We start from the raw sequence: 25,623 nt of genomic DNA, 5'->3' as shown, positions 1-25,623 counted from the left end.
CCCGCTGGTCTTGGGGTATGGCCCCCTCTGACGCCCCGCCGGCCGCCCCTCCCGGCGGCGGCCGACTCGAGCAGCGCGTCGGCGAGGACGGCGGTCCCGGCCGCGTCGAGCCCGGTCTGGACGAGGTCGAGCGTGCGCAATGTCCGTACGGATTCGATCAGTTCGGTCGCCGCGGTGCCGCCCTGCGGACCCAGCGGATTGCGCTTGAGCCAGACGCCCGTCACCACCTGCGGCGAGGCCCGCAACTGATCCGCGATGCGGCAGGCACCGCCCGCGGTGATGCCGTTGCAGCCGAGGTAGAGGGTCTCCACCCCCTTGGCTCCTGTCGCGGTGGCCGCCGCGACGGCCGCCCCCTCGTCGCCCAGGCCGTCGGTGCCGAGCAGCAAGTGACGTACAGGAGAAGGCCGTTCGGCATCCGAGCCGCCCCGCAGCGCATCGGCGACCAGCGCGGCGCCCTCCGCTCCGAGCGACTGCTTGCACAGGTCGAGCCGCCCGTCCGGAAGCACCGTCCCGGCCGCGAAGTCGAGGCGCTCGCCTGCCGGACGGCCGCCCCGCAACCAGTCGAGCAGCGGCTCCAGTTCGGCGGCGGGTCGTGGCACTACGCGCGGAACTCCCGCGAACGCGAACGGGCTCACGGCCGTCGGGGTGTTCACCTCGTTCACCACTCCGCCTCCCGGTAGTCCTTGAGAAAGACCCCGGAGGCGGGTGCGCCCGCCTCGCCGCGCACGATCGGGTCGTAGATCCGCGCCGCGCCGTCCACCACGTCGAGGGGTGTGCGGAAGCCTGCGCCGGCGATGCGGTCCTTCTTGGGTGCCGGGTTCTCGTCCGTGATCCAGCCGGTGTCGACGGCGCACATGTGCACGCCACGCTCGGCGAGTTCGGCCGCGCTGGTGCGGGTGAGCATGTTCAGGGCGGCCTTCGCCATGTTCGTGTGCGGGTGTCCTGGCATCTTGTTGCGCACCGCGAAGCGGCCCTCGACCGCCGTGACGTTGACGATGTACGTACGCGGGTGCGGCGATGCGAGCAGCAGGGGCAGCAGGCGGTCGCAGAGCAGGGCCGGGGCGAGCGCGTTGACCAGCTGGGTCTCCAGGACCTCGGCGGGGTCGAGGTCGCCAAGACGGGCCGACCAGGAGTTCTCCGGCGAGGGGTCGGGCAGCAGCCCCGCCTCGTCGGCCTCGGGAAGGACCAGGGCGATGGCGCCCCGCGCCGCGGAGCCGTCGAGCGCCCGCATCGGCCGGAACCCTGGCGCCGCACGCGCCCCGGCGGGCAGCGTCGCCGACTCCCCCGCCGTGAGCGCCGCGTACGACTCGGGCGGCCGCCGGACCGTCTGCGCGGCGTTGTTGACCAGGATGTCCAGCGGCTCGCCCGCCCGCCGCAACTCCTCGCACAGGCCGAGGACTTGGCGCGGGTCGCGCAGGTCCACGGCGAGCACCGTGAGCCGGTCGAGCCACTTCTCGCTGCCCGGCACCGCGCGGAAGCGCCGCTCCGTGTCGTGCGGGAAGCGGCTGGTGACCAGGAGTTCGGCGCCGTCGCGCAGCATCATCAGGGCCAGCTGGAAGCCGATCTTCACGCGGCCCCCGGTGAGCAGCGCGCGGCGCCCGCCCAGATCGGTGGTGAGCGCGCGCCGGGCACGGTTGTCGGCGGCGCAGTCGGGACAGAGCCGGTGATAGAAGGAGTCGACCTGTCGATACGACGCCTTGCAGACATAGCAGGGCCGCGGCCGCCGGAAGACCCCCACGGCGCCCGCGGCACCCACGCCACCCACGGCACCCACGGCACCCGTCGAGGCCCCGGCGACCAGCGGCGCGTCCTCGCGGCGGTCGTCGGCCCCGGTGGCGGTGGCAGCCATCACGGCCGCGTCGGCGGCGGAGAGTTCGGCGCCGCGCGCCTTGCGTCTGCGCAGCCGTCCGTCGCGGGCGAAGGACGCGGCGACCTGCTCGGCGCGCAGCCGCACCGGGTCGTCGACGGGCAGCTCGCGGAGTCTGCCGACCACGTCGTGGAAGACCGCGAGCTCCGCCTCGCCGATCCCGCCGCTCTCACTCATCCGTCCCGCCCCGCCCGTGCCGCTCGCCCGTGGTCCCGGCCGGATTCGAACCGGCGTATCCGCCATGCCGTGGCGGCGAGTCTGCCTCTGCTCTACAGGACCCCGCATACGCCCGGACCAGCAGTGATCAGCCGGCCCGCACCCCCGGATCGTAACCGCGCGAGGACCGCCGTGCCGAACGGATTTACGGCCGCCCGCCCCGGTGCAACGGTGGGCAGCGGGGGTGGAACCCATGGCGCAGACCCATGAATGGATGTTCTACGAGGTCATGTGGCGCGGCTGGGCGGGCAGGTCACGCTTGCCCTATCCCGTGCCGTGGTGGGCGCAGGCGGCCTTCCGGCGCTGGAGCGACGACTTCGACCAAGGAACGTACGAGTCCAAAGAGGCGGCCTTCGCCTCCAACGCCCTGTACCGCTACTGGCACATGGTGGGCGTGAAGGACCACCGCCAGGAGTCACTGATCGGCCAGGCGGGCGAGATCGAGCCCGTCTACGACAAGTACTGTCTCTCCTTCTTCCTCTACGAACCGGCGAGCCGCGCCCTGCATCTGCCGCAGCTGACGGGCGGCGGGACGGTCGGGCAGCGCATGGAGGCGCCGCATCTGCCGGTGGTCCTGACGACGTTCCGCACCGCCGACGGCACCGAGTTCGTGCAGCGGACCTTCGCGACCGCCGTCGGCACCCGGCAGCGCGATCTCGTCGTGACCCGCCTGACGGTGGGCAGCGCGACCGGGCAGGCGCGCGAGGGCTGGCTGTGCGCGGCGGTCATGCCGGCCGGGCCGAGCGGTTTCCAGCGGCACGACCGCAACGGCCGGCAGATCACCGACCGGCGCCTGACGTTCCTGCGCCATCTGCCGGACGAGGGGCGGGTGGAGACCAACAGCGGGTGGGGCCCGGTGTTCGACACGGCTCCGGAGCAGTACGGCGTGTACGGCAACCCGGACTTCACATACGACCCCGACTCCTATCTCACGCACAGCCCGTTCCACGACCTGGTCAACGGCGGCAAGCTGAACGGCGCGCTGCGCGCCCAGGACCAGATCGCGGGCCTGTGCAGCGCGGCGTTCGCCTGGCCCTACCGGGTCGTGGACGACGAGCTGTTCGAGCTCGACGTCCGGCTCCCGGTCGATCTCTACAGCGGGGCCGCCGACCTGGCCGAGATCAAGGCCACTCCCGCCGCACGCCTGGAGGAGGCCAACCGCGACTTCTGGACGGACAAGCTCCTCTCACAGGGAGTCCAGCCCGAACTGCCGTCGCCCGTCGCCCATTTGACGGACCGGTTCCGGCAGTGCCGCTCGCAGCTGCTCATTCTCTCCGACCACGGCGAGATCCATCCCGGGCCGACGGTGTACGACTCCTTCTGGATCCGCGACTCGTCCGTCGAGGCCACGGCATGCTCGCTGGTGGGCGATTCGGCCCTGGCCGAGCACCAGTTGGGCACGCACTACCCGCTCAAGTTCAACCGCGGGACGGGCCGGATCGGGCCGTGCGCCGAGTACGGCTTCTACGGCGGCCCGCACGAGAAGGACGACCGCGAGTGGGACAGCAACGGCCAGGCGCTGTGGGCGATCGGCCGCTTCGACCGCACGCGCGGGCGGGCCGCCGCCTTCGGAGCCAAGCTCTACACGCCGTACGTCGTCGACGGCGCCCGGTGGCTGCGGGACAACCGCGACCAGTACGGCCTGCTGCACAGCGGCTGGAGCGCCGAGCACCTCGGCGAGCGCGACAAGCCGCACTACTGGGACGACCTGTGGGGCCTGGCCGGACTGTACGAGGCGGCGCGGCTCGCGGAGCGCATCGGATCCCCCGACGTACCGGAACTCTGGGGCGCCTTCGACGACTTGAAGCGTGCGACGGCCGCGTCGGTGCGTTGGGTCCTTGAGGAGCAGCGCCGGCGCGGCGCCTGGGAGACGTACATACCGACCGGACCCGCCGACGTCGGCCGCCTCGACTCGACGATGATCGGCACGGCGGCGTTCTTCCATCCGCTGCGGCTGCACATGGGCAGCAAGCTGGGCGAGGACATCGACAGGGCGGCACGCCACACGCTCGACACGATGTACGCCCATTTCGTGACGGGCGGCTACCGGCACGAGGCGGCGTGGAACACCTACGGCCCCTATCTGACCACGCAGTTGGCGCACGCCTACCTCCTGGCCGGCGACGCGGCGCGGATGGACGCGCTGCTCGGCTGGATCGTGGGCGCGTCCATGCCGCGGACCGATGAGCGTGCGGTGGCGCTGGGCGCGTGGAACGAGCAGCACGCGTTCCCCATCGCATCCGACTACCGCGAAGTCCCCGGCCGCCACTGGTACATGGGGGACATCCCGCACGGCTGGGCGGCGGCCGAGTATCTGCTGCTGCTCCGCGACATCCTCTTCTTCGAGGCCGACGAGGACCGCGACCCGCATCTGTACATCGCTCCGGGCGTACGTCCGCACTGGGTGCCGGACGGCGAGTCGGTGGCCGTCGACGACGCCCCGAACCTGTTCGGGACGCCCTTCGGCTACCGCCTCACTCATGACGCGGGCGCGCGGAAGGTCACCGTGGAGATCGCCCGGTCACCGGAGCGGGTCCGCTATGTCTATCCGTGCCGGTTCGGCTCGGTGCGGTCGGCGACCGCGGACGGCCGTGATCTGACGGTCACGGGCGACGATGTGCGCGTACCGGCAGGGACAAGGAGGTTCACGGTCACGTACGCCTGAGGTGGAGCCGCTCCTTCTCGGAGAGCCCGCCCCAGACGCCGAACCGCTCGTCATGGGCGAGGGCGTATTCGAGACAGGCGGGGCGCATCTCGCAGAGCTGGCAGATGTACTTCGCCTCGCGCACGGAGCTGCCCGGTTCGGGAAAGAAGAAGTCGGAGCCCGTCTGCGCACACAGCGCCTGCTCCTGCCAGGCGAGTTCCGGCTCGGTGGTCATGTCGATCTTCATGCCGATGATGCTGGCAGGGCGCGCGAAACAACCGATCAACGAACGATCAACGCGGCGCGGCGAGGCGTTTCGGCCGTTGTGGCACGGGGCGAAATCCTCCGTGCCCACCAGGAACGTGGCGAAACCCCCGTCGGGTTCAAGTGATGGACGGGGCGGCCCGATCCACGGCCCCCGGCCTGCCCGGCGCCGCCCCCGGTGGCGGGCGACGCCGGAAGGTCGACTCCCTCAGCCCGCGCTCGGCGCCTCCGGCTGCATCAGCGCGAACCGCGCCCCGGACGGATCGGCGAGCTTGGCGAAGCTGCCGACGCCCGCCAGGTCCATCCGCGGCACCCGCACCGTGCCGCCCGCGGGCTCGACCTCGGCGATCACCGCGTCGATGTCGGTCACCTGGAAGTACGGAGTCCAGTAGGCCCCGCCCTCGGCTTCCTCCGGGGCGTCGGCCAGCGGCCACAGGCCGCCGAACATGTCGTCCGCGGTGCCGCCGGCGGGGTGGATCATCGTGTACGAACCGCCGGGGAAGGCCTGGGTGGTGGTGCCCCAGCCGAAGACCGTGCCGTAGAACGCGGCGGCCGCCGCGATGTCCGGCGTGTACAGCTCGGTCCAGTTCATGCTGTTCGGCGCGTCGACGAGGTCGAGGCCCTTGTTCGTGCCCGGCTGCCAGACGGCGAAGCCGACGCCCTGGGCGTCGGTGAGCACCGCCATGCGGCCGAGGTCGCCGACGTCCATCGCCTCGTACTTGACGCCGCCGCCGGCCTGCTCGACCGCCTTGCTCGTCGCGTCGGCGTCCGGCGTCTTGAAGTAGATCGTCCAGGACGGCGGGGCCTCATCGACGGGGACGGTCATGGCGCCCGCCACGGTCTTTCCGTCCGACTGATACATGCCGTATCCACCGAATTGCTCGCCGCCGGACTGGAACTCCCAGCCGAAGAGCGCGCGGTAGAAGGCGTTGGCGCGCTCCAGGTCCGGAGTGCCGAGATCCACCCACACAGGGGCACCCGTGAGGAAACGGGTACTAAGCATGATCGACTCCTTTGTCGCATCTCGCTTCCGTTCCTCCGAGTCTGGCACCTGGCACTGACACCGCACGCCGACCGCCATCTTGTGAAGGAACAACATTTCTGAGAGCGCTCTCAGCCACATCTCTTGACGCCGGATTTCCGTGACGCAACAGTGGTCGCACGGACGGCCGGCCGCACCCCCTCCCATCCCCCTACCCCCCACGTACGACATCCCCCACACCCCCACATTCCGGGAGATCCACCGTGATATCGCGTCGCGTATTCCTGTCGTCCGCAGCCGGTGCCGCAGCAGCCCTGACCTATCCGGCCTGGGGCAGCCTCCTCAGCCCCGACGCCAAGGCGGCGCCCGCCACCTGTGAACTCGCCCTGCAGAACAAGTCGTTGCCCGGCGAGGTACGCGCCTACGTCACCGGGCACGAGCAGGGCACCGACCGCTGGGTCCTGCTCAAGCCGGACGGCGGTGTCTACCGGCCCGACTCGCCGTCGGCCCCGCAGACGCCGCTCCCGGTCGACTGCTCCATCCCGCTGGGCGCGGCCGGTTCCGCTCCAAAGGTCCTGACGCTCCCTCAAATGTTCGGCGCCCGCGTCTACTTCGTGCGGGACGACAAGCTGGACTTCTTCCTCAACCCGGGCCCTTCCCTGGTCGAGCCCGCCTTCGCGACGCGCGAGGATCCCAACTACGGGCGCACCTGGTCGTTCTGCGAATTCACCTTCAACAGCACGCAGTTGTACGCCAACATCAGCTACGTGGACCTGGTCACGGCCCTGCCCATCGGCCTGACCCTGGAGGGCGACGCCAAACACACCGTTGCCCCGCTGCCCGACGGGGCAGTCGACAAGATCGCGGCCGATCTCGTCGCGCAGGGCGAGAAGGACGGGCAGCCGTGGGGCGACCTGGTGATCCGGGGCGACGGCGGGGACGTACTGCGTGTCATCTCGCCGCAGAACCTCATGGCCCCGTACTTCGACCGGCCCGACCAGATGCCGTTCCGGGACGTGTGGAACAGCTACATCGACCAGGTGTGGGAGAAGTACCGGGGCACCGACCTCAAGATCGACCTGCAGGGCGGCCGGGGTGTGTTCACCGGGCGGGTGAGCGGTGACACGCTGACGTTCGACGGCGGGCACACCTTCGCGAAGCCCACGTCCAAGGACATCTTCACCTGCAACCACGGGCCGTTCACCAACAACCCGGCGGACTCCGACGACAAGAAGGGGCTGCTGGCGCGGCTCGCGGCGGGGTTCAACCGGAGCATCATGCTGACGCATGCGGAGCAGCCGAACGGGGCGGGCTCCGGGGACTACTACAAGGACGCGGTGACGAATCACTGGGCGCGGGTGGTGCACGCGAACTCCCCCATCGGGTACGCGTTCCCGTACGACGACGTCCGGCCGGACGGGGAGCCGGATGTGTCCGGTGCGGCGCACGACGGCAATCCGCGCAGGTTCACGGTGAGCGTCGGGGCGTAGCCCGGCGAGTGCCGGGGCGTGACCCGGCATGCGAAGGCCCCGTCGCGTTCGGCACGCGACGGGGCCTTCGTCGGCAGACCTATGCGCAGCTGTTGCCCGCGGCGGGGTTGTTCTCCACCACGCCCTCCGCGAAGGCGCCGGGACCGGGACGGGCGATTGCGGAGCCGGACCCGCCGATGACGGTGACCGCGGCGAGGGCCGCCGCTGCCGGGATCGCGCACCCTTTCGTTCGGCGCGCTGGTCCGTCCGGCCGCCTACGCCGACCCCCTGCGCACCAGCTCCGTCGGCAGGACGACGCTCTCCTCCGGGCCGCCCCGCGACAGCAGGATGCGCGCCATCAACCGCCCCATCTCCTCGATGTCCTGCCGCACCGTCGTCAGCGGGGGCGACGTCTGCTCGGCCACCGGCACCATGTCGTCGAAGCCCACCACCGCGACGTCCTCCGGCACCCGCACCCCCCGCTCGTGGAGCACACGGAGCGCGCCCGACGCGGACAGGTCGTTGGCGGCGAAGACGGCGTCCAAGTCCGGGCAGCGGTCGAGGAGTTCGCGCATCGCCCGCTCCCCGCCGGCCGGCGTGAAGTCGCCCTCGGCGACGTACGCGTCGTCCGCATCCGGCAGGACGTCGCGGAAGCCGTCGAGCCGGTCCACCGCCGACGTCTGGTCGAGCGCGCCGGTGATGTGCGCGACGCGCGTGCGGCCCAGCGAGACCAGATGGCGGACCGCGGCCCGCGCGCCCCCGCGGTTGTCGCAGTCGACGTACGGCGATGTGGCCGTGCCGTCGGGCCACCCCGGGCGGCCGCCGAACACCGTCGGCACACCGGCGCCCTGGATGATACCGGGCAGCGGATCGTCGAGGTGCAGGGAGAAGACGAGCGCGCCGTCGACATGGCCGCCCGACAGATACCGGCCGACCCGCTCGTGGTCGTCGCGCCCCTCGGTCAGGAGCAGCACGAGCTGCACGTCGCGCGAGGTCAGCTCCTTGCTGATGCCGCGCAGCTGCAGCGCGAAGAACGGGTCGGCGAAGACCCGTGTCTCCGGTTCGGCGATCACGACGGCGACCGCGTCGTGGCGGCGGGTGACCAGGCTGCGGGCGGCGCGGTTCGGTACGTAGCCGAGCTCGTCGACCGCGTGCCTGACCTTCTCGGCGAGCGCGTCGCGCACCCCCGTGTCGCCGTTCACGACGCGGGACACCGTGGCCCGTGAGACCCCGGCGCGGGCGGCCACCGCCTCCAGCGTGGGGCGCGCGGCGGCGCTCGTCGGCGGCTCGGTCACCTGGGGCTCCTCTAGGACTGCGGTGAATGAAGGGCTGCGGCGGATCACGGACTGCTGCGGATCGTCCGCCGGTCAGAATACGGTCGGGCGGGGACACCGGGCGGCCACGGCCTGCGCGGTGCGCCCGGTCACCTGCGCGGCGCGTCCGCCCTGATCAGCTCCGCCGCCTTCTCCGCGAGGGCGACCGTGGGCGCGTGGGTGTGGCCGCGGGTGATCCTCGGCATCACGGAGGCGTCGACCACCCGCAGCGCCTGCACGCCGCGTACGCGCAGCGCCGGATCGGTGACCGACCGCTCGTCGCCGCCCATCCGGCAGGTGCCGACCGGGTGGTAGAGCGTCTCGGCGGAGCCGCGGATCGACCGGGCCAGGGTGTCGTCGTCGACGGTCCCGGGGTACGGGTCGAGCGGGCCAGACGTGTACGGGGCCAGGGCGCTGCCCGCGAGGAGTTCCTCGGCGCGGCGCACCCCGGCGACCAGGGTGGCGATGTCGGCGTCGGCCGTCAGATAGCAGGGGTCGATGCGGGGCGGCGCGGAGACCCCCGGCCGGGTGGGCGTGATCCGGCCCTCGCTCTGCGGCTGGAGGAGGACCACGCCGATGGTGATGCCGTGCTCGGTGGGCGGTACGAGCCCGTGGTCCACGAACGGCACGGGGGCGTAGATCAACTCGATGTCGGGGGCGGTCAGTTCGGGCCTCGTCCTGATGAAGGCGACGGCCTCGGCGACGTTGGACGTGAGCGGGCCGCGCCTGCCGAGCAGGAAGCGCCCGACGTTGGCGAGGGAATCTGCGCCGGTCAGGGTGACGGGCTGCGGGCAGCGCATGGTGACCGAGTAGGCGAGGTGGTCCTGGAGGTGACGGCCCACGTCGGGTGCGGCGACACGGGTCTCGATGCCCGCCTTGGAGAGTGCGTCGGGGTCGCCGACGCCGGAGGCCTGGAGCAGCTGGGGCGAGCCGATGGCGCCCGCGCTGAGGATCACTTCGCGGCGGGCGATCAGCTTGCCCGCGACACCGTCGGCGATCACACCGGCCACACGTGTCCCGTCGAACTCCAGCCTGCGCACCCGCGCGTCGGTCAGGATGTGCAGGTTGCGGCGGCGCCGCGCCGTCCTGAGATATCCGTCGGCGGCGCTCCATCGGCGGCCGCGGCGCTGGTTGAGCGGGGTGAGCGCGAAGCCGCCGTTGTCGGGGCCGTTCAGCTCGGTCAGTTCGCTCAGGCCCGCCGCGCGGCAGGCGTCGAGGAACGCGGGCGTGGTCGGGTTCAGTGCGCGCGGCGGCGAGATCCAGAGCGGCCCTTCCGTTCCGTGGACGCTGCCTGCGCCCGCCGGGCCCGTCCACCGCTCGGCGCGCCGGAAGTAGCGCTCGAACTCCTCGTAGGACCACTCGGGGCCCGCGGCCTCGCCCCAGGCGTCGTAGTCGTCGCGGTGGCCGCGCACCCACATCATGGCGTTCATCGAGGACGAGCCGCCGAGCATGTGGCCGCGGGGCCAGAAGAGTTCACGGCCGTCGAGGGCGGACTGTTTCGCGGTGGAGAAGTTCCAGTCGTACGGCGTCTTGAACAGCTTCGGGAAGGCGGCCGGGATCCGGATCTCGGGCTTGCGGTCCCGTGGCCCCGACTCCACGAGCGCCACCCGCGTCGCGGGATCCTCCGAAAGCCGCGCGGCAAGCACACATCCCGCGGATCCGGCACCGACGATGACGTAGTCGTACTCGCTGTCCTTGCTCAACTCGACTCCCTCGGGGGACGGTTCGCGGCGGCGTGCGTACTGGGATGTGCGGGTCGCGGGGGGTGCTCCGGACAAGTCACAGGGGCGATCCGTACAAGGAGTACACCCAACGTGTATCCCTGGGTAAAGGGTTGGCACGACGATCCGTGTGTCGTACAGGATCTCCACATGACGACCAGAAGGGCCGATGCCGACCACAGCACCTCCGTTGCCGGGCAGCCGCAGGAAGCGCCTCCGACGCCCCTCACTCCGTACGCACACCTGCCGCGCAGGTACCACGACCGTCACATCGCCCACAGCACAGTCGACGCCTTCGGGTCCGCGCACTGGCTGCTGGCCGCGCGCGAACCGCAGCCCGGACGCGGCGCCCTCAGGCCGTACGACGCCCTGGTCGTCACCGTCGACGCCGAGGGACGGGACCACGCGACGGAACTCAGCGCGCTGCGCGCCCGGTTCCCCCGGATCGACGCGCTGCCGGACGGCGGCTTCGTCGTCGCCGACGCGCGCAGCCGCAGGAGCGAGCAGCATGTGCAGGTGTACGACGCGCTGGGCCGCGAGTCGTGGACGTTCCGCGTCGGGGACGCCATCGAGCAGTTCCTGGTCGACCCGGCCGGCCGGCTGTGGGTCGGCCACTTCGACGAAGGGGTCTTCGGGGACGACGAGCTCAGCCGCCCCGGCCTGCGCTGCTGGAGCGCCGATGGCGAGCCGCTGTGGGCGTACGAGGCGGTGGAGGGCGCGGGCGAGATCTACGACTGCTATGCGCTCAACGTGGGCGAGGACGGCGTCTGGGCCTGCGCCTACGACGACTTCGCGCTCCTGGAGATCGACGCGGACCGCACGGATGGCTCCGACGGCTCCGTGCGGCCGCGCCTGAACTCCGTCGCGGGCGCGCATGCGTTGGCCGTGTGGCCGGGCCGGGCGATGTTCGTCGGCGGGTACGGCGACGACCGTGACCGTCTCGTCGACGCCGTGGTCACGCACGACCGCGTACGCCCGGTCTCGACCGGACGGCTCGTCCGGTCGGACGGCACCCCGCTCGGGCGCCGCCGGACGGTCAGCCGTGGCCGGCAGGTTTACGTACAGGAGGAGCCGCACACGGCTTGGGCAGTCCTCGACATCGGCGTGTGACTCCGCTGGGGGGGCGGGCATTGGACCCGCCTCCGGCCCGCGCGGCGCCCCGCCTACGCTGTCCGGATGTTCGCGAATCGGAGAGCGCGCAAGCAGGCGGAGCTGCATGAAGAGCTGGCCGCCAGGCTGCGGGACACGGACCCGGAGGTCCGGAGCAAGGCGGCGGCCGAGGCCGCCGAGACCGACGACCAGGAATGGGCGCTGCGCGAACTGGTGCGGGCCGTGGAGCGCGAACCGTGGGCGGAGGACTTCTCCGGGACGGTGGTGAGCGGCTTCGCGACCGCGCTGCGCCGCGAACGGCCGATCCGCGAACGCACGGAACAGGTCATCGCGCGGCACCTGGACGACCCCGAAGGCTTCGTGCGGGCCTGGACCTCGCTGACGGCGGAGCTCGGCGGCGGCCCCGCCGTGCGGGACATCGACGACGATCTGCGCGACGACATGCGGGGCCGCCTCATCGCCATGCGCCGCGAGGGCTGGACGGCCGATGGCATATCCGGCCGCGGACAGCCGGGCGGCTTCGCCTACGACCTGGCGTTCGACATCGCCGTCATGCTGACCTGCGTCGTGCTGCACCAGAACGCGCCGGTTTCGGACGAGGAGACGCGGCGGCTCCGCGCCGAGACGCGCGCCGCACTCAGGAACGCGCTGCCGCACGCACCTGGAAGCGACGAACGGGCCGCCGCGCTCGCCCCGTTGACCAAGTCCCCCGAGGCCGCGTCATGGACCGACCGGGCCCGTGCGGGCGTACGCGTCGACGAGGCGCTCGACCTGTGCACCAGCGGGGAGCAGGACCTGGTGACACTGGGCGCCGAGCTCCTGGCCAAGCTCCTCTTCGGTGAAGTGGTCCGGCTCGGCCGGGTGCGCGAGGTCCTCGACGGCCTTGTCGCGCGCGAGGCCCGGGAGAACCCCTTCCTCCTGAGCCGGATCCTGCAGTGCTACAGCCATCTGCACATGCCGATGCCCCTGGACGACCCGCCCCTCCCACTGCTGCTCGACTCGCTGCGCCATCCCGACCCCGTCGTCCGCGCCGCGGCCGCGGAGGGACTCGACCCGATGGCCGCCGGCTCCCCTGCCGAAGCTGAAGCCGTGGAGGGCCTCGTCGGCCTCCTGGAGAGCGACCCGGACACGAGTGTGCGGTGCCGTGCGGCCCTGGCGCTGCGGTGGCTCAAGTACGACGATGAACACCACGCCCGCATCGCATCCGACGCGTTGGAGCGCCAGGCGGACTCGGACGTACCGGAGATCCGCGCGCACAGCGTCGCCGACGCGCTGCGGCGCGGCGCCCCGGACGCGTACGACCGGCTGCTCGCGGGGCTCGAATTCCCCTCCGCACACTGGCAGTTGGTCCTGGCCCTGGGGAACGTGCCCGGCGGATCCGGCTTCGTCCTCCCTACGCGCTCCCAGCGCAAGGCGATCATTCAGCGCGTCGAGGCGTTGCGCGACACGGGGTGGGCCGACCGGGACATCACCGCGGACTTCACGGGTGCGGAGCGGGCGCGGCTGCTGTCCGACCTGCTGGATCTGCTGCGGGGCCGGTAACCATGTACAAGGAACTGAGGAAGCGCAGGCCGGCGGTACGGTACGAGGCGTTGGCCGCCGCGCTGCGGGGTGCGGACCCGGACGTCCGTGCCCTGGCGGCGGACGACACGGCCGAGCTCGCCGAGCTGGGGTGGGCGCTGCGGGAGTTGGCGCTGGCCGTGGCACGCGAGCCGTCGACGCACGTGCCGTTCCTGTCCGTGGCGGGCAGTCTCGCCACCGCCCTCCGTCGGCACCCGCCCCTCCGCGAGCGGACGGAGCGGATCTTCGCCGGGCATCTGGACGACCCCGAGGGCTTCGTGCGGGCCTGGACGGGGCTCATGGCCGAACTGGGCGGCGGTCCCGCCGTACGGATGGTCGACACGGACCTGCGGGACGACGTGGCGGGCCGCCTGGCCCATCTACGCGACGAGGGCTGGACGGAGGAAGGACTGTCCGGCGCCGGGCACCATCCGGACAGCATCGCTTACCACGTGAAGTTCGGGACCTCGGTCAGGGTCGCCTGCACGGCCATCCGCCGGCACGAACCACTGACCGCGACCGAGGCGGACCGGATCCGCGCCGAGACACGCGCCGTGCTCGAGCGGGCCCTGCCGCTTCCGCCCGGCGGCGATGAACGCTCGGAGCTCACCGTGTCGTTGGCCATGCAGCCGGACGAGGGGTCGTGGTCGGACCGTGCCCGGCACGGGGCTCGGATCGACGAGGCGCTCGCCTGGTGCGCGAGCACGGAGCCGGACCGGGTGACGCTCGGCGTCGAGCTGCTTGCCTCTCTGCTGCTCGGTGACACGCTCAGGAGCGAGCAGATCATCGCCACCCTCGACCGCCTGGCCCGCGAGGAACCGCATCCCTTGACCCTGAGCAGCATCATGTACTGCTACGGGATCATGCACCGGCGCACCCCCCTGCAGGACCCGCCCTTCCAGCTCTTCTTCGACGGCCTGAACCATCCCGACGAGCGCGTCCGTACCGAGGCCGCCGGCGGCCTGGAGTTGCTTGCGCCCGGCACCCCCGAGGAGGGCCGCGCGGTCGCGGTCCTGGTCGACGTCCTCGACCATGACCCCGAGAACCGCGTCCGCCGGATGGCGGCCGACAGTCTCGCCGGTATGAAGTGGGTCGAGGAACGCAACTCCCGGGCCGCCGTGGACGCCCTGGAACGCCACGCCGATTCGCCGGTCCCGGAGATCCGGGCGCAGAGCCTCCGCGACGCGATCCAGCGCGGCGCCCCGGACGCGTACGACCGGCTGCTCCGCGAGTTCGAGAACCCCGACGTGGACTGGCACTTCATCTCGGCGTACACGAGAGCCGCGTTCACGAGAGCCGCGTACAGGAGAGCCGGGTACAGGAGAGCCGCGTCGCTCGACGACGACTTCTTGCTCCCGTCCGACATCCGCGCCGCCTTCGTGGAACGTCTTGACCGCCTCGCGGCATCCGGCTGGGCCGACCGCTGTGCGGATCCGGACGCCTACCCCGATCCGGAGGACCGCGCCGAGATGCTCGACGAAATCCTGCGAGACCTCCGCGCCGACGCAGGGTAGCCTGGCATTCCATGGCAATAAGCACCGCCCTGTGGTCCTTCGCCCTCGTCGTAGGGCTTCTCACTCTGACCCCCGGACTCGACACCGCGCTGATCCTGCGCACCTCGGCCCTCGGCCGGCGCAGGAGAGCCTGGGGCGTCGTCCTCGGAATCCAGACCGGCACCCTGCTGTGGGGTGCGCTCACCTCCCTCGGAGTGACCGCGCTTCTCACGGCCTCCCACCTCGCCTACACCGCGTTGCGCTGGATCGGCGCCGCCTACCTCATCTGGATGGCGGCCCGGATGCTCCGGGACACCTTCCGGGGACAGCCCACGCCGGACACGGACGACGCCGTCCTGGCCGCCGGCACGGACTCGCTCGTCGGCGGCTGGCGGCAGGGTACGCTCACCAACCTCCTGAACCCGAAGGTGGGCGCCTTCTACGTCGCCGTCCTGCCCCAGTTCATCCCCCCGGGCACAAGCCACTTCGCGACGGGCCTCCTGCTGACCACGGTGCACATCCTCATCGGTCTGCTCTGGTCCGCCGTCCTCATCGGCTTCGCCCGCGTTCTGCACGGCTGGCTCCGCAAGCCCCGGGCCCGCCGCCTGCTCGACCGGATCACCGGCACCGTCATCGGCATCTTCGGGATCAGACTGGCACTCGGCGACTGACGAATCCGATGACGATCCGACACGCTCTAGCCGTGGTCGTGCCCTGACGCCCCGGACTTCTCCGCGGCCCCCGGCTCCCCGGCGGAGTCGGACTTTTCGGCGGACCCGGCCGCCCCATGATGCGGCTCGTAATCCGGGATGGTCCCGTCCGCCTTCTTCACCAGGAACAGTCCCGCCATCCCCATGTCCGAGTGGCTCTGCACATGGCAGTGGTACATCCACGCGCCCGCGCCGACCCCCTCCCCCGCGATCACCTGGAAGCCGAACGAGTCCCCAGGCCCCGTGATCTTGTCGTCGAGGATCTGGCTGGGGTCCTCGGGGCCGGTCAGCAGGCCCGTGCGGTTGTCCGCCCAGCGGTGACCGTGGACGTGGAAGGTGTGGTAGTACTCGCCGTGCGTGATCGAGACGAACTCGACCCGATCACCCACCGTGGCCTCGAAGTCGGGGCTGTCATGGCCCGCCTTGTTGTTGATCGTCATGTCGTTGAAGACGATGGTGAACGTCTTGTCCGGCAGCAGATCGCCCTTGCGCCGCACGATCAGCGGCCCGTAGAGCCCCTTGCGTACGCCGCCGGTGCCGTGATCGGTGCCGACCACGTGGTCGTGGTAGTGCCAGTAGCCCGCGGTCCCGGGGCGCCACGTGCCGTCCTTGCGGCGGCCCGGCGCGTGCGTGCGCCAGGTGTAGGTGCGTTTCCCGCCCGGCTCGACATCGCTCTTGGTGTGCTTGGTGCCGTCGCTGGAGATCTCGTAGTCCATGCCGTGGACGTGCAGGCTGGCGTTCACGTCCATCAGGTTCTCGAACTCGATGTGCAGCGTGTCGCCCTCGTTCAGCTCGATCAGCGGGCCGGGAATGGACGCCTTGCCCTTCTCCAGGCCGTAGCCCAGCTGCCCGTCCGGCAGCTTCTCGGCGTACATCTTGATGCGGCGCACCTCGCCACCGGCCGGCGCGGTCTTCGGCTCTTCGGCCGTGCTCGCCTCGGGTGCGGAGGCCAGCGACAACGATGTCACCCCGGCCGTCGCGGCCACGCCACCCACGAGCATCCGCCGGTTGAAGCTCCGTCTGTCCATGCCGAACTCCCCACTGCGGTACGGAGACTGACGGGGCAGAGGTTGCCCCCGGGACGGCCACACGGTACTGGGGGGATCTTTGTTTATCCACACTCAGGACAAAGTTGGCACTGTTGCAGTCATACCTATTGGCGAGTGACGAAAAGAGGTCTAGCTTCATCGGCGCTGTTGCTGTGACCGACGAGGGGTGGGTGTACTCATGCGGCTCACACCGCATCAAAGGCCCTTGGGCGTAAGAGGGTTGAGCAGACGCAAGGACCGCAAGGACCGCAGAGATCACAGAGACCACAGAGACCGGGGAAGACGCCGGTCGCACCGGGCTTGGGCCGCCGCCCTGCTCTCCGGGGCGCTGGTCACCGGCGCGCTCTCCGCACAGGCCGCCACCGCGCGGCCCTATCCGGAACCGCCGTTGACAACGATGTCTCTGCCGACCCCGCCCGGCGGGGCGAACGTCCGCGTGCTTGTCTTCCACGGTTCGGCGGCGGGCGGCGACGAGTCCCCCGTCGTCAACGCCGGCATCGCGGCCATCGAGAAGATCGGCCAATCCGGCCCGGCCGCCCAGCGGTTCAGGATCGAGGCGACGGACGACGCGGCGGTCTTCACGAACGAGGCCAAGCTCGGCAAGTTCAACGCGGTCGCCTTCCTGACCGGCGGCGGCGACGTCCTCGACCCCGAGCAGGAAGCGGGACTTGAGGCCTACATGGAGGCCGGCGGCGGCTTCCTCGGCATCCATGACGCGGCCCGCGCCGAGCCGTACTCGACCTGGTTCAGCGGGCTGATCGGTGCCCGCCCCGCCGACTCCAGCCCAACGAACGTACAGCGAGCCACAGTTGAGGTGGGCGACCGTCAGAACCCCGCCACCAAGGACCTGCCGCTGCAGTGGAAGCGCCCCGACCGGTGGCTGAACTGGACGAAGAACCCGTCGGGCGACGTGCACACCGTGGCCCGCGTGCGCGAGGCGACGTACCAGCCGGGCGAGAGCAAGAACGGCTGGGACCACCCGGTGTCCTGGTGCCGCGACTACGACGGCGGGCGCTCCTTCTACACCGGCATGGGCGGCACGGCGGACTCCTACGACGAGACCGACTTCCGGCAGCATCTGCGCGGCGCCCTGCTGTGGACGACCCGCATCGCGCGCGCCGACTGCAAGTCGACGATCAACGCCAACTACAAGGCGGAGCGCCTGACCCAGGCCAACCAGCCGGGCCAGAACGACCAGATCGGCGAGCCGCACGGCCTGGTCACCGCGCCCGACGGGCGGGTCTTCTACATCGGCCGCGGCGGCGCGGACTCCTCGCAGCCGGTGGTCACCGACTGGAACAACCCCGACATCGGCAAGGGCAAGGGCGAGATCCACGTCTACGACCCCAAGACCAAGAAGGTGACCCTCGCGGGAGCGCTCACCGTCTTCGGCAACAAGGGCGGCGGCGATGAGCTGATCAAGGTCGAAGAGGGCCTGCTCGGCATCGAGTTGGACCCCCGGTTCGCGGAGAACGGGTGGGTGTATCTGCACTACACACCCCACTCGAAGATCAACCGCGACACGCACATGGCCGAGCGCCACGTCTCCCGCTTCACCCTCGACCAGACCACGAACAAGCTGGACCTGAACAGCGAGAAGGTCCTGCTCAAGTGGCCGGTGCAGATCCACAGTTGCTGCCACTCGGGCGGCGGGATGGCCTGGGACTCCAAGGACAATCTCTACATCGCGACCGGTGACAACAACTCCTCGCGGTTCAGCGACGGTTACTCGGGCAACAACCCGGAGCCGAACTTCAAGGGTGTCTCCTTCGCCGACGCGCGCCGCACCGCGGGCAACACCAACAACCTCAACGGCAAGATCCTGCGCATCCACCCGGAGGCCGACGGGACGTACACGCTCCCCGAGGGCAACCTCTTCACCGGCAAGGAGCCGGACGAGGGCGGCGGCAAGACGCGCGGCGAGATCTATGTGATGGGCGTCAGGAACCCGGCGCGCATCTCGATCGACAAGAAGACCGACACCTTGTACGCGGGCTGGGTCGGGCCCGACGCCGGTGCGCCGTCGACGACTTGGGGTCCCGCGAAGTACGACACGTTCGCCGCGATCACCCACGCCTCCAACCGCGGCTGGCCGTACTGCATGGGCAACAACCAGCCCTACCGCGACCGCAATCTGCCGGACCCGACGAAGCCGCTCGGCTGGTACGACTGCAAGAACCTCAAGAACGAGTCGCCCAACAACGACGGCCTGGTGAACATCCCGCCGGCCGAACCGAACAACATCTGGTACTCGCCGCAGGGCGGCGGCATCGACTATCCGCGCGACGCGAACGGCGTCCCGAGCTACAAGACGGAGGAGCAGAAGCAGCTCCTTCCGTGGCTCAAGGGCGGCGGCCAGGCCACGATGAACGGCCCCGTCTACCGCTTCGACACGGCGAGCACGAGCGCAGACAAGTGGCCCTCGTACTGGGACGGCAAATGGTTCGTCGGCGACTTCTACGACGCCGACCAGCCGCGCCACGCGGTGCTCACCGACCCCAAGACGGTCGGCAGCGGCGGGCTTCCGACGCACGCCGAGTCCCTGAAGAAGATCATCCCGATCGGCAACGACGGCATCAAGAACCTCATGGACTGGAAGTTCGCCCCCGACGGTTCGCTGTACGTACTCGACTACGGCCGCGGCTTCTTCACCTCGGACCCCAAGTCGGCGCTGTGGCACGTCACTTACAAGGGCGGCGAGGCCACACCGGCCGCCGACGACCTGGCAAGGAGGGCGGGATGAAGCCCGTCGTGCGCAAGCGAAGACTCTGGACGGCGCTGCTCGCGTCGCTCCTGATGGTGCTCGGCCTGACGTCGACGGTGGCCTTCGGGCGCGACGACAACTCGGGCCTGGCCGCCCAGACTCTGACCTGGACGGCGAACAACAGCATCGACAAGTACGCCTCCGCGCCCACCACGGCGGTCGCGGGTGCGACGACGATCGTCTTCGAGAACAGCGCGGCGACCGGCAACGACACCGGCATGCCGCACACGCTGACGTTCGACGTATCCGATCCCGAGTACAACAACGACGTACCGCTGAACATCCTGGCCAACCCCAACGACGACCAGGGCGGCAAGCACACCGCCGAGGTGACCCTGACGCCCGGCCGATACCGCTACCACTGCACGATCCCCGGCCACGGGGCGATGCAGGGCATCCTCGTGGTGACCGAGGGCGGCGGCGAGGACACCACGGCTCCCGAGACCTCGGCGAAGGTGGAGGGGCAGACCAACTCCGATGGCGCGTACATCGGTTCGGCCAGTGTGGCGGTGACGGCGACCGACGCGGGTTCGGGCGTCGACAAGGTCGAGTACGCGATGGGAGCGGACGGCGCCTGGCAGCCGTACACGGCCCCCGTCGTCGTCGACCAGGTCGGCACCCACAAGATCCGCTACCGGGCGAGCGACAAGGCTGGCAACGTGGCGGCGGAGAAATCCGTCGACTTCACCGTGGTCACGCCGCCGACCGACGACAAGACGCCACCGGAGACCTCGGCCACGGTGACCGGCGAGAAGAACGACAAGGGCGAGTACATCGGGATGGCGACCGTCACCGTGACGGCGTCCGACACCGGCTCCGGCGTCAACAAGATCGAGTACGCGGTCGGGGACGGCGGCGCATGGACGGCGTACACGGCGCCGGTCATGGTCCACGCGGCGGGCGCGCACAAGATCCGCTATCGCGCGTCCGACAAGGCGGGCAACGTGGCGGCGGAGCAGGCCGTCGAGTTCACCGTGGTCACGCCGCCCGTCGAGGACAAGACACCGCCGGAGACGACCGCGAAGGTCGAGGGCGACAAGGACTCGGACGGCGCGTACATCGGCAAGGCGAAGGTGACGGTCACGGCGACCGACGCCGAATCGGGTGTCGACAAGATCGAGTACTCCCTGGACGGCGGCCCCTATCTCGCGTACGCCGATCCGGTCGTCGTCGACCGCGTGGGGCGCCACACGGTGGCGTACCGGGCGAGCGACAAGGCGGGCAACACCGCTGTCGCGAAGGACGTCTCGTTCACCGTCAGGGAAGGCGGCGGGATTCCGGCACCCAACTGCCCTGAGTACGACGAGCGGTTGACGGTGTTCGTCGGCACCGTCGACACGGGCATCCCGAACCGGGTCACCGACAACCGGTGCCGCATCAACGAGTTGATCGAGGACGAGAAGGAGTGGACGTCGCAGGCGCTCTTCCTGAAGCACGTCAAGAGCGTCACCGACAAGCTCCTGAAGGCCGGGGAGATCGACCAGCGCGAGTACAACAAGATCAACCGCGCGGCGAAGCAGTCCGGCATCGGCAAGCCGGGCCAGACCGAGGGCTACCGCAAGATCTTCGACGGCACCCAGGAGTCCCTGAACAAGTGGGAGCAGGTCGGCGGCGGCAAGTTCGGCCTCAACGGCGACGGTTCGATCACCAGCAGCACCTCCGTGGCAGGCATGGGCATGCTGTGGTTCCCGGAGCGCAAGTACGGCGACTTCTCGCTGAAGCTCCAGTGGCGGGACGACGCGCCGGGCAACGGCAATGCCAACGCCGGTGTGTTCGTGCGCTTCCCGCAGGTCCACGACCACCCGGAGGAGCCGCGTCCGGAGTGGGTCGCCATCAAGTACGGGCACGAGGTGCAGGTCCTCGACCGTCCTGACGGCGACATGTACAAGACGAGTTCGATCTACGGCTTCGACCGGGTGGGCCTCGGCGGCGCCGGTGTCACCCCGAAGGGCACGTGGAACGACTACGAGATCCGCGTGGTGGACCAGCACTACTCGGTCTACCGCAACGGCGTGCTGCTCAACGAGTTCGACAACACGGGCGGTCAGGACTTCGTCCCGCCGCGCGGTGACGACCCCGGCACGGACGGGCGGCGGTTCGCGTCCGGCTATGTCGGGCTGCAGGTGCACGGGGTCACTGATGTGATCTCGTACCGGGACATCAGGATCAAGGAGCTGTAGCCACCTGGCCACCTGGCCACCGCCTGCCCGGACCGGCTTCGGCCCCCGCACCCCGACTTGGGGCGCGGGGGCCGTTGTCAGTGGCGTGAGGCATGCTTTTGATCAACGGAGTCGAGCACGGCCGAGCACGATCGGGCACGGGGGAACAGGGATGGCTTTCACGGAGATCGACGACATCGACTGGGCGTCGATGGTGCATGCCTATGGGGACGCGTCGGACGTGCCGCGGCTGCTGCGGGGCCTTGCGTCGGCGGACCCGGAGGAGCGGGACATCGCCCTGGACGGGATGTACGGCGCGGTGCATCACCAGGGCGATGTCTATGACTCGACCGTCGCGTGCCTGCCGTTCCTCTTCGACCTCGTCGCCGACGCGTCGGTCGCCGACCGGGGTTCCCTCGTGGGCCTGCTGTGCAGCATCGCGGGCGAGGAGGAGCCCGACCCGGAGGAGATCGGCGGCCTCTTCGAGGACGAGGAGGAGGACGCGCACTGGGTCGGGAATTTCCTCACGGCCAGCGCGACGGTCCGTGGACGTGCCGGATTCTTCCTGGATCTCCTCGCGGACCCGGATCCGGGCCTGCGCGAGGTGCTGCCGGAGGCGGTGGTGCAACTGCACGACGACCCCGTGCGGGTGCTCGCCGCGCTGCGCGGGCGGATGGCCGTGGAGCAGGCGGATGAGGTCGTACGTTCCCTGGTGCGGGCGATCGGCATGCTGGGCACCCGGCACGCACAGCTGCTCGGTGCGGAGGCCGGCGCCTGCCTGCGCGAGGTGATCTCGTCCGGCGGCGCCGATCCCGAGCTGCGCCTCACGGTCCTCGCACAGCTGGCCCGGTGCGCTCCCGAGCTGCTGCCGGAGGACTGCGTGGACATCGCCACGGAGGTGATGCGGATCGCCTACGAGGCGAAGCGCGAGCGCGCCGGCGCGGCTGCCACCTCGGCCTCGGCCTCTTCCCCGGCCTCGGCCTCGGCCTCCGAACGGCCGCGCACGAACACGATGTTGTCCCATCTGAGGGACCTGGAGGCCGCGCACCGCGCGAGTATCGACGCGGACCTCGCCGACGACCTCCTTGAGGATCTGCACGACGCGCTCGGCGACTCCACGGACCAGCGGTTCGAGCTGCTCAACGAACAGCTGTACAGCCGCGACTGGGGACAGCGCATGGCGGCGGTCCAGATGAGCGGACAGCTGCTGACCGGCTGGCGCGCGCCGAACGACCTCACGGTCGCGCTGCTCGCGCGGCAGCTGGTGGAGCACGAGGAGCGGCTTTCCCGGGCCGCGCTGCGGGAGTTGGGGTTTGTGCATCCCATCGCCCGTTTCACCGCGGATGTGCTGGAGGCGGCCCTCGTCGAGTGGGAGGACGAGTGGGAGCCGGAGGACTGGGAGACCTCCCTCTTCGGCGGGGCGGTCAACGTGCTTGCCCTGCAAGGTGATGAGCGGGTCGTGCCGTATCTGGCCGCGGTCCTGGAGAGCGGCGGCCCCATCCCCGAGGATCTGTCCCGGTGGGTCGGGGCGATCGGCCCCGCCGCGGCGCGCCTGGCGCCGGTGCTGCAGCACCGGCTGGCCTCCCTCGGTCCGAACGACGCGAAGTCGGACTCCTCACGCCTCGTCGCGGCCTTGAGCCGCCTGCGCGCAGCCGATTCCCTGCCCCTGATCGTGCGCATCCTGCGGGACAACCACGGCGCACAGACCCAGTGGCCCGCGCTGAGGGCACTCGTCCGCTACGGCCCGGCCGCCGCCGAGGTCGCGCCCTATCTGCGCGAGCTGGTGTCCGACGGCGCATCCACCACGAGCCATCGGCTGAAGGCGGCCGACGCCCTCCGGGCGGTGACGGGCGAGACGGCACTCGTCCTGCCCGTGCTGCACGAGGCCCTGACCGCGGACCAGCACTACGACCGGAACCTCACGCTGCAGATCGCGGGATCGCTCGGCCCGCAGGCGACGGAACTGGCGCCCCGGCTGCGCGAGCTGATGAACAACGAGGGATCGATGGAGGCGACGATCGCGCTCTGGAAGGTGCGTGCCGATCCGGCCGAGGTCCTGCCGACGTTCCTCGCCCAGTGGGCGACGAAGCCCACCACCCGTCCGGCAACGGCCGCCTGCCTGGCGGGGATGGGCACCGAGGCCCTGCCCGCCCTCCCCCTGATACGCGAGGAGCTGTCCGCCACGCGCCGCCACAACAACACGGGCTCCAGCGGCACCATGCGCGATGCCTGTGCCGATGACGAGGCCCTGCTGAGGAGGTGCCGCCGCATCGCCGCGGAGCTTGCACCGGAGGGCACCGGCTGATCCCCCGGCGGGACGGGGCAGTCGTCGCCTCGCAGCGCAGGATCAGCGCGCCAGGACGGGTCGGCTTCGCTGTGCCGACCTCGCTGTGCCGACTTCGCCGTACCGACTTCGCCGTACCGGAAAGACATTCACCGGGTCGGTGAGACCTCCACGGCCACCGCGTCCGGGCTGCCGTGGGTGAGGACCGGGTTGCCGCGGACCGAGACGAAGTCGCCGGGGGCGACCACACCCGAGCCGTCGAGGTCGGCGTGGACACGGACCGTGTAGCGGGCCCGGGGGTCGGGAGGCGGCACCTCCAGGGTGAGGTGCGGGGCGTCGGCGAGGTCGACGCCCCGCTCCACCACGCGGGACACGACGCGCGCCGGCGCGTCGGCGGCGGTGATCTCCTCGACCTGCGCGCGCAGGGTCACGGTGCCCTGCGGCGCCTTCGCCCCCGGCACGAGGCGGACAGCGATTTCTACGTTGCGCATACGCTCGCCCAGCCCTTGTTGGTCTCCATGTCCGCCACTACTTTCCGCAAAATAGCGCCCTTTACCGCGGGGCGGGAAGTCAGCAGCGAGGGAGAAACAGAATGCCTGCTTCGGAGTCGCGAGTTGCCGGTGAGGGACACGGTGAATTCCGGTCCTCGCGTGATGTGAAGACCGGTCTGATCGACGGCGCCACTTTCCAGACCAAGCCGGTCCAGTACGTGAACATCGACGGGCTCGCGGTCTTCGAGGGCGACATCGTGCTCGGTACGGTGGCGGATGTGGAGCGCCGCACTTCGGAACTGAAGGCGGAGTCCGAAGGAAAGGTTCCGCAGTCGGCGGTCGCCATCAGCGGAAAGCAATTCCGCTGGGCCAACGCTCTGGTGCCGTTCGAGATCGACTCGGCGCTGCCGAACCAGCAGCGGGTGACCGACGCGATCGCGCACTGGGAGAGCCGTACCCGGATGCGGTTCGTTCGGCGCACGCCCGCCAATCAGGGGCAGTTCCGCGACTTCGTCCGGTTCGTGCCGGGCGGTGGCTGTTCCTCGTTCGTGGGCAGGCAGGGCGGATCGCAGAACATCACGCTGGCTGGAGGCTGTTCGACGGGAAACTGCATTCACGAGATCGGGCACGCGATCGGTCTGTGGCACGAGCAGAGCCGTGAGGACAGGGACACGTTCGTCACCATCGTCTGGGCCAACATCACCCAGGGCTTCGAGCACAACTTCGACCAGCACATCACTGACGGCGACGACGTCGGCGCCTACGACTACGGCTCGATCATGCATTACCCACGGGACGCCTTCTCGAAGAACGGCCAGGACACCATCGTGCCGTCCGTGCAGGGCGTCACCATCGGTCAGCGCTCGGGGCTCAGCACGGACGACATCGCCGCCGTGCACGCGCTGTACGGTCCTTCGCCGGCCTCCGGGCCCGTGGTGTCGTGGGAGTCGGACCGCCTCGACGTGTTCGGGATCGGCACGGACTCCGCTCTTCACCACAAGTGGTGGGACGGCAAGGCGTGGGGCCCCGGCATCAAGAACTGGGAATCCCTCGGCGGCATCTGCACCAGTCCCCCGACAGCCCTCGCATGGGCGCACGACCGCCTCGACGTGTTCGTCATCGGGACGGATTCGGCGCTTCACCACAAGTGGTGGGACGGCAACGCGTGGGGCCCCGGCGTCACAAGTTGGGAATCCCTGGGCGGAATCTGCACCAGTGCGCCCGAAGCGGTTTCCTGGGGGCCCGACCGCCTCGATCTCTTTGTCGTCGGCACCGACTCCGCTCTCCACCACAAATGGTGGGACGGCAGCGCGTGGGGCCCCGGCGTCAAGGGCTGGGAATCCCTCGGCGGAATCTGTACGAGCAAGCCTGTAGCGGTGTCCTGGGGCGCCAATCGACTCGATCTCTTTGTGGTCGGCGCGGATTCCGCGCTGCACCACAAGTGGTGGGACGGGAACGCATGGGGACCCGGCGTGCAGGGCTGGGAATCCCTCCCGTCTCTTATACACATAACCCAACCCACCAAAA

General features: G+C 70.4%; 17 protein-coding genes, 1 tRNA gene and 1 pseudogene. 10 read left to right on the top strand and 9 right to left on the bottom strand.

Annotated elements, in window-relative coordinates:
• From ACFWY6_RS25515 to ACFWY6_RS25505, 3 genes and pseudogenes are all read right to left on the bottom strand, one after another.
• Positions 1-662, bottom strand: a pseudogene (locus ACFWY6_RS25515) (ribonuclease inhibitor); the annotation flags it as partial.
• Positions 659-2,044, bottom strand: coding sequence for an SDR family NAD(P)-dependent oxidoreductase (locus ACFWY6_RS25510; protein ID WP_384694619.1), 1,386 nt, complete (start codon positions 2,042-2,044; stop codon positions 659-661). The gene ACFWY6_RS25510 and the pseudogene ACFWY6_RS25515, both read right to left, overlap by 4 nt.
• A 30-nt stretch (positions 2,045-2,074) precedes the next feature.
• A tRNA-Ala gene (locus ACFWY6_RS25505) sits at positions 2,075-2,146 on the bottom strand.
• Positions 2,147-2,276: 130 nt separating this feature from the next.
• Here ACFWY6_RS25505 and ACFWY6_RS25500 point away from each other — a divergent pair.
• Positions 2,277-4,748 (top strand): hypothetical protein, encoded by a 2,472-nt coding sequence (locus ACFWY6_RS25500; RefSeq protein ID WP_384694616.1) that lies wholly within the window; start codon positions 2,277-2,279, stop codon positions 4,746-4,748.
• Here ACFWY6_RS25500 and ACFWY6_RS25495 read toward each other — a convergent pair.
• On the bottom strand, positions 4,735-4,974 hold the full coding sequence (locus ACFWY6_RS25495; protein ID WP_266872361.1) for a WhiB family transcriptional regulator: 240 nt from the start codon (positions 4,972-4,974) through the stop codon (positions 4,735-4,737). The genes ACFWY6_RS25500 and ACFWY6_RS25495 overlap by 14 nt on opposite strands.
• 225 nt (positions 4,975-5,199) lie before the next feature.
• On the bottom strand, positions 5,200-5,994 hold the full coding sequence (locus ACFWY6_RS25490; protein WP_384694613.1) for a VOC family protein: 795 nt from the start codon (positions 5,992-5,994) through the stop codon (positions 5,200-5,202).
• A gap of 242 nt (positions 5,995-6,236) precedes the next feature.
• Between ACFWY6_RS25490 and ACFWY6_RS25485 the strand changes: the two genes are divergently transcribed.
• A complete protein-coding gene (locus tag ACFWY6_RS25485) occupies positions 6,237-7,463 on the top strand; it encodes a glycoside hydrolase family 64 protein (protein WP_384694611.1) in 1,227 nt (408 codons plus the stop codon).
• A 254-nt stretch (positions 7,464-7,717) separates the two neighbouring features.
• On the opposite strand, the gene ACFWY6_RS25480 is transcribed toward ACFWY6_RS25485, so the two are convergent.
• Positions 7,718-8,737, bottom strand: a complete 1,020-nt coding sequence (locus tag ACFWY6_RS25480; RefSeq protein WP_384694608.1) for a LacI family DNA-binding transcriptional regulator — start codon at positions 8,735-8,737, stop codon at positions 7,718-7,720.
• 128 nt (positions 8,738-8,865) lie between these two features.
• On the bottom strand, positions 8,866-10,458 hold the full coding sequence (locus ACFWY6_RS25475; protein WP_384694605.1) for a GMC family oxidoreductase: 1,593 nt from the start codon (positions 10,456-10,458) through the stop codon (positions 8,866-8,868).
• A 168-nt stretch (positions 10,459-10,626) separates the two neighbouring features.
• On the opposite strand from ACFWY6_RS25475, the gene ACFWY6_RS25470 reads away from it, so the two are divergent.
• The 4 genes from ACFWY6_RS25470 to ACFWY6_RS25455 all read left to right on the top strand — a co-directional run bounded on the left by ACFWY6_RS25470 (position 10,627) and on the right by ACFWY6_RS25455 (position 15,310).
• Positions 10,627-11,586, top strand: a complete 960-nt coding sequence (locus ACFWY6_RS25470; protein WP_384694602.1) for a hypothetical protein — start codon at positions 10,627-10,629, stop codon at positions 11,584-11,586.
• A 66-nt stretch (positions 11,587-11,652) separates the two neighbouring features.
• The gene (locus ACFWY6_RS25465) at positions 11,653-13,128 is read left to right on the top strand and encodes a HEAT repeat domain-containing protein (RefSeq protein ID WP_384694599.1); all 1,476 of its coding nucleotides are present in this window, start codon (positions 11,653-11,655) and stop codon (positions 13,126-13,128) included.
• A 2-nt stretch (positions 13,129-13,130) separates the two neighbouring features.
• On the top strand, positions 13,131-14,660 hold the full coding sequence (locus ACFWY6_RS25460) for a HEAT repeat domain-containing protein (protein WP_384694597.1): 1,530 nt from the start codon (positions 13,131-13,133) through the stop codon (positions 14,658-14,660).
• Between the two features lie 11 nt (positions 14,661-14,671).
• Positions 14,672-15,310, top strand: coding sequence for a LysE family translocator (locus ACFWY6_RS25455; RefSeq protein WP_384694593.1), 639 nt, complete (start codon positions 14,672-14,674; stop codon positions 15,308-15,310).
• A gap of 26 nt (positions 15,311-15,336) precedes the next feature.
• Here the strand turns inward: ACFWY6_RS25455 and ACFWY6_RS25450 are convergent, their stop codons facing one another.
• A complete protein-coding gene (locus ACFWY6_RS25450; protein ID WP_384694591.1) occupies positions 15,337-16,377 on the bottom strand; it encodes a multicopper oxidase domain-containing protein in 1,041 nt (346 codons plus the stop codon).
• A gap of 418 nt (positions 16,378-16,795) precedes the next feature.
• On the opposite strand from ACFWY6_RS25450, the gene ACFWY6_RS25445 reads away from it, so the two are divergent.
• The 3 genes from ACFWY6_RS25445 (at position 16,796) to ACFWY6_RS25435 (ending at position 23,626) form a co-directional block, all read left to right on the top strand.
• The gene (locus tag ACFWY6_RS25445; RefSeq protein WP_384694587.1) at positions 16,796-19,141 is read left to right on the top strand and encodes a ThuA domain-containing protein; all 2,346 of its coding nucleotides are present in this window, start codon (positions 16,796-16,798) and stop codon (positions 19,139-19,141) included.
• A complete protein-coding gene (locus ACFWY6_RS25440; RefSeq protein WP_384694584.1) occupies positions 19,138-21,342 on the top strand; it encodes an OmpL47-type beta-barrel domain-containing protein in 2,205 nt (734 codons plus the stop codon). The genes ACFWY6_RS25445 and ACFWY6_RS25440 overlap by 4 nt, the downstream gene beginning before the upstream one ends.
• A gap of 151 nt (positions 21,343-21,493) precedes the next feature.
• The gene (locus ACFWY6_RS25435; RefSeq protein WP_384694581.1) at positions 21,494-23,626 is read left to right on the top strand and encodes a HEAT repeat domain-containing protein; all 2,133 of its coding nucleotides are present in this window, start codon (positions 21,494-21,496) and stop codon (positions 23,624-23,626) included.
• Between the two features lie 128 nt (positions 23,627-23,754).
• On the opposite strand, the gene ACFWY6_RS25430 is transcribed toward ACFWY6_RS25435, so the two are convergent.
• The gene (locus ACFWY6_RS25430) at positions 23,755-24,096 is read right to left on the bottom strand and encodes a hypothetical protein (protein ID WP_384694578.1); all 342 of its coding nucleotides are present in this window, start codon (positions 24,094-24,096) and stop codon (positions 23,755-23,757) included.
• A gap of 101 nt (positions 24,097-24,197) precedes the next feature.
• Between ACFWY6_RS25430 and legP the strand changes: the two genes are divergently transcribed.
• Positions 24,198-25,623, top strand: a 1,426-nt coding sequence (gene legP, locus ACFWY6_RS25425) for a Dot/Icm T4SS effector Zinc-dependent metalloprotease LegP (protein WP_384694575.1), incomplete at its 3' end; no start/stop codon positions are given.

Origin of the sequence: Streptomyces sp. NPDC059037 (genome assembly GCF_042740015.1) — a bacterium.
Lineage (GTDB): Bacteria > Actinomycetota > Actinomycetes > Streptomycetales > Streptomycetaceae > Streptomyces.
This window is presented reverse-complemented; position numbering and strand designations above follow the sequence as displayed.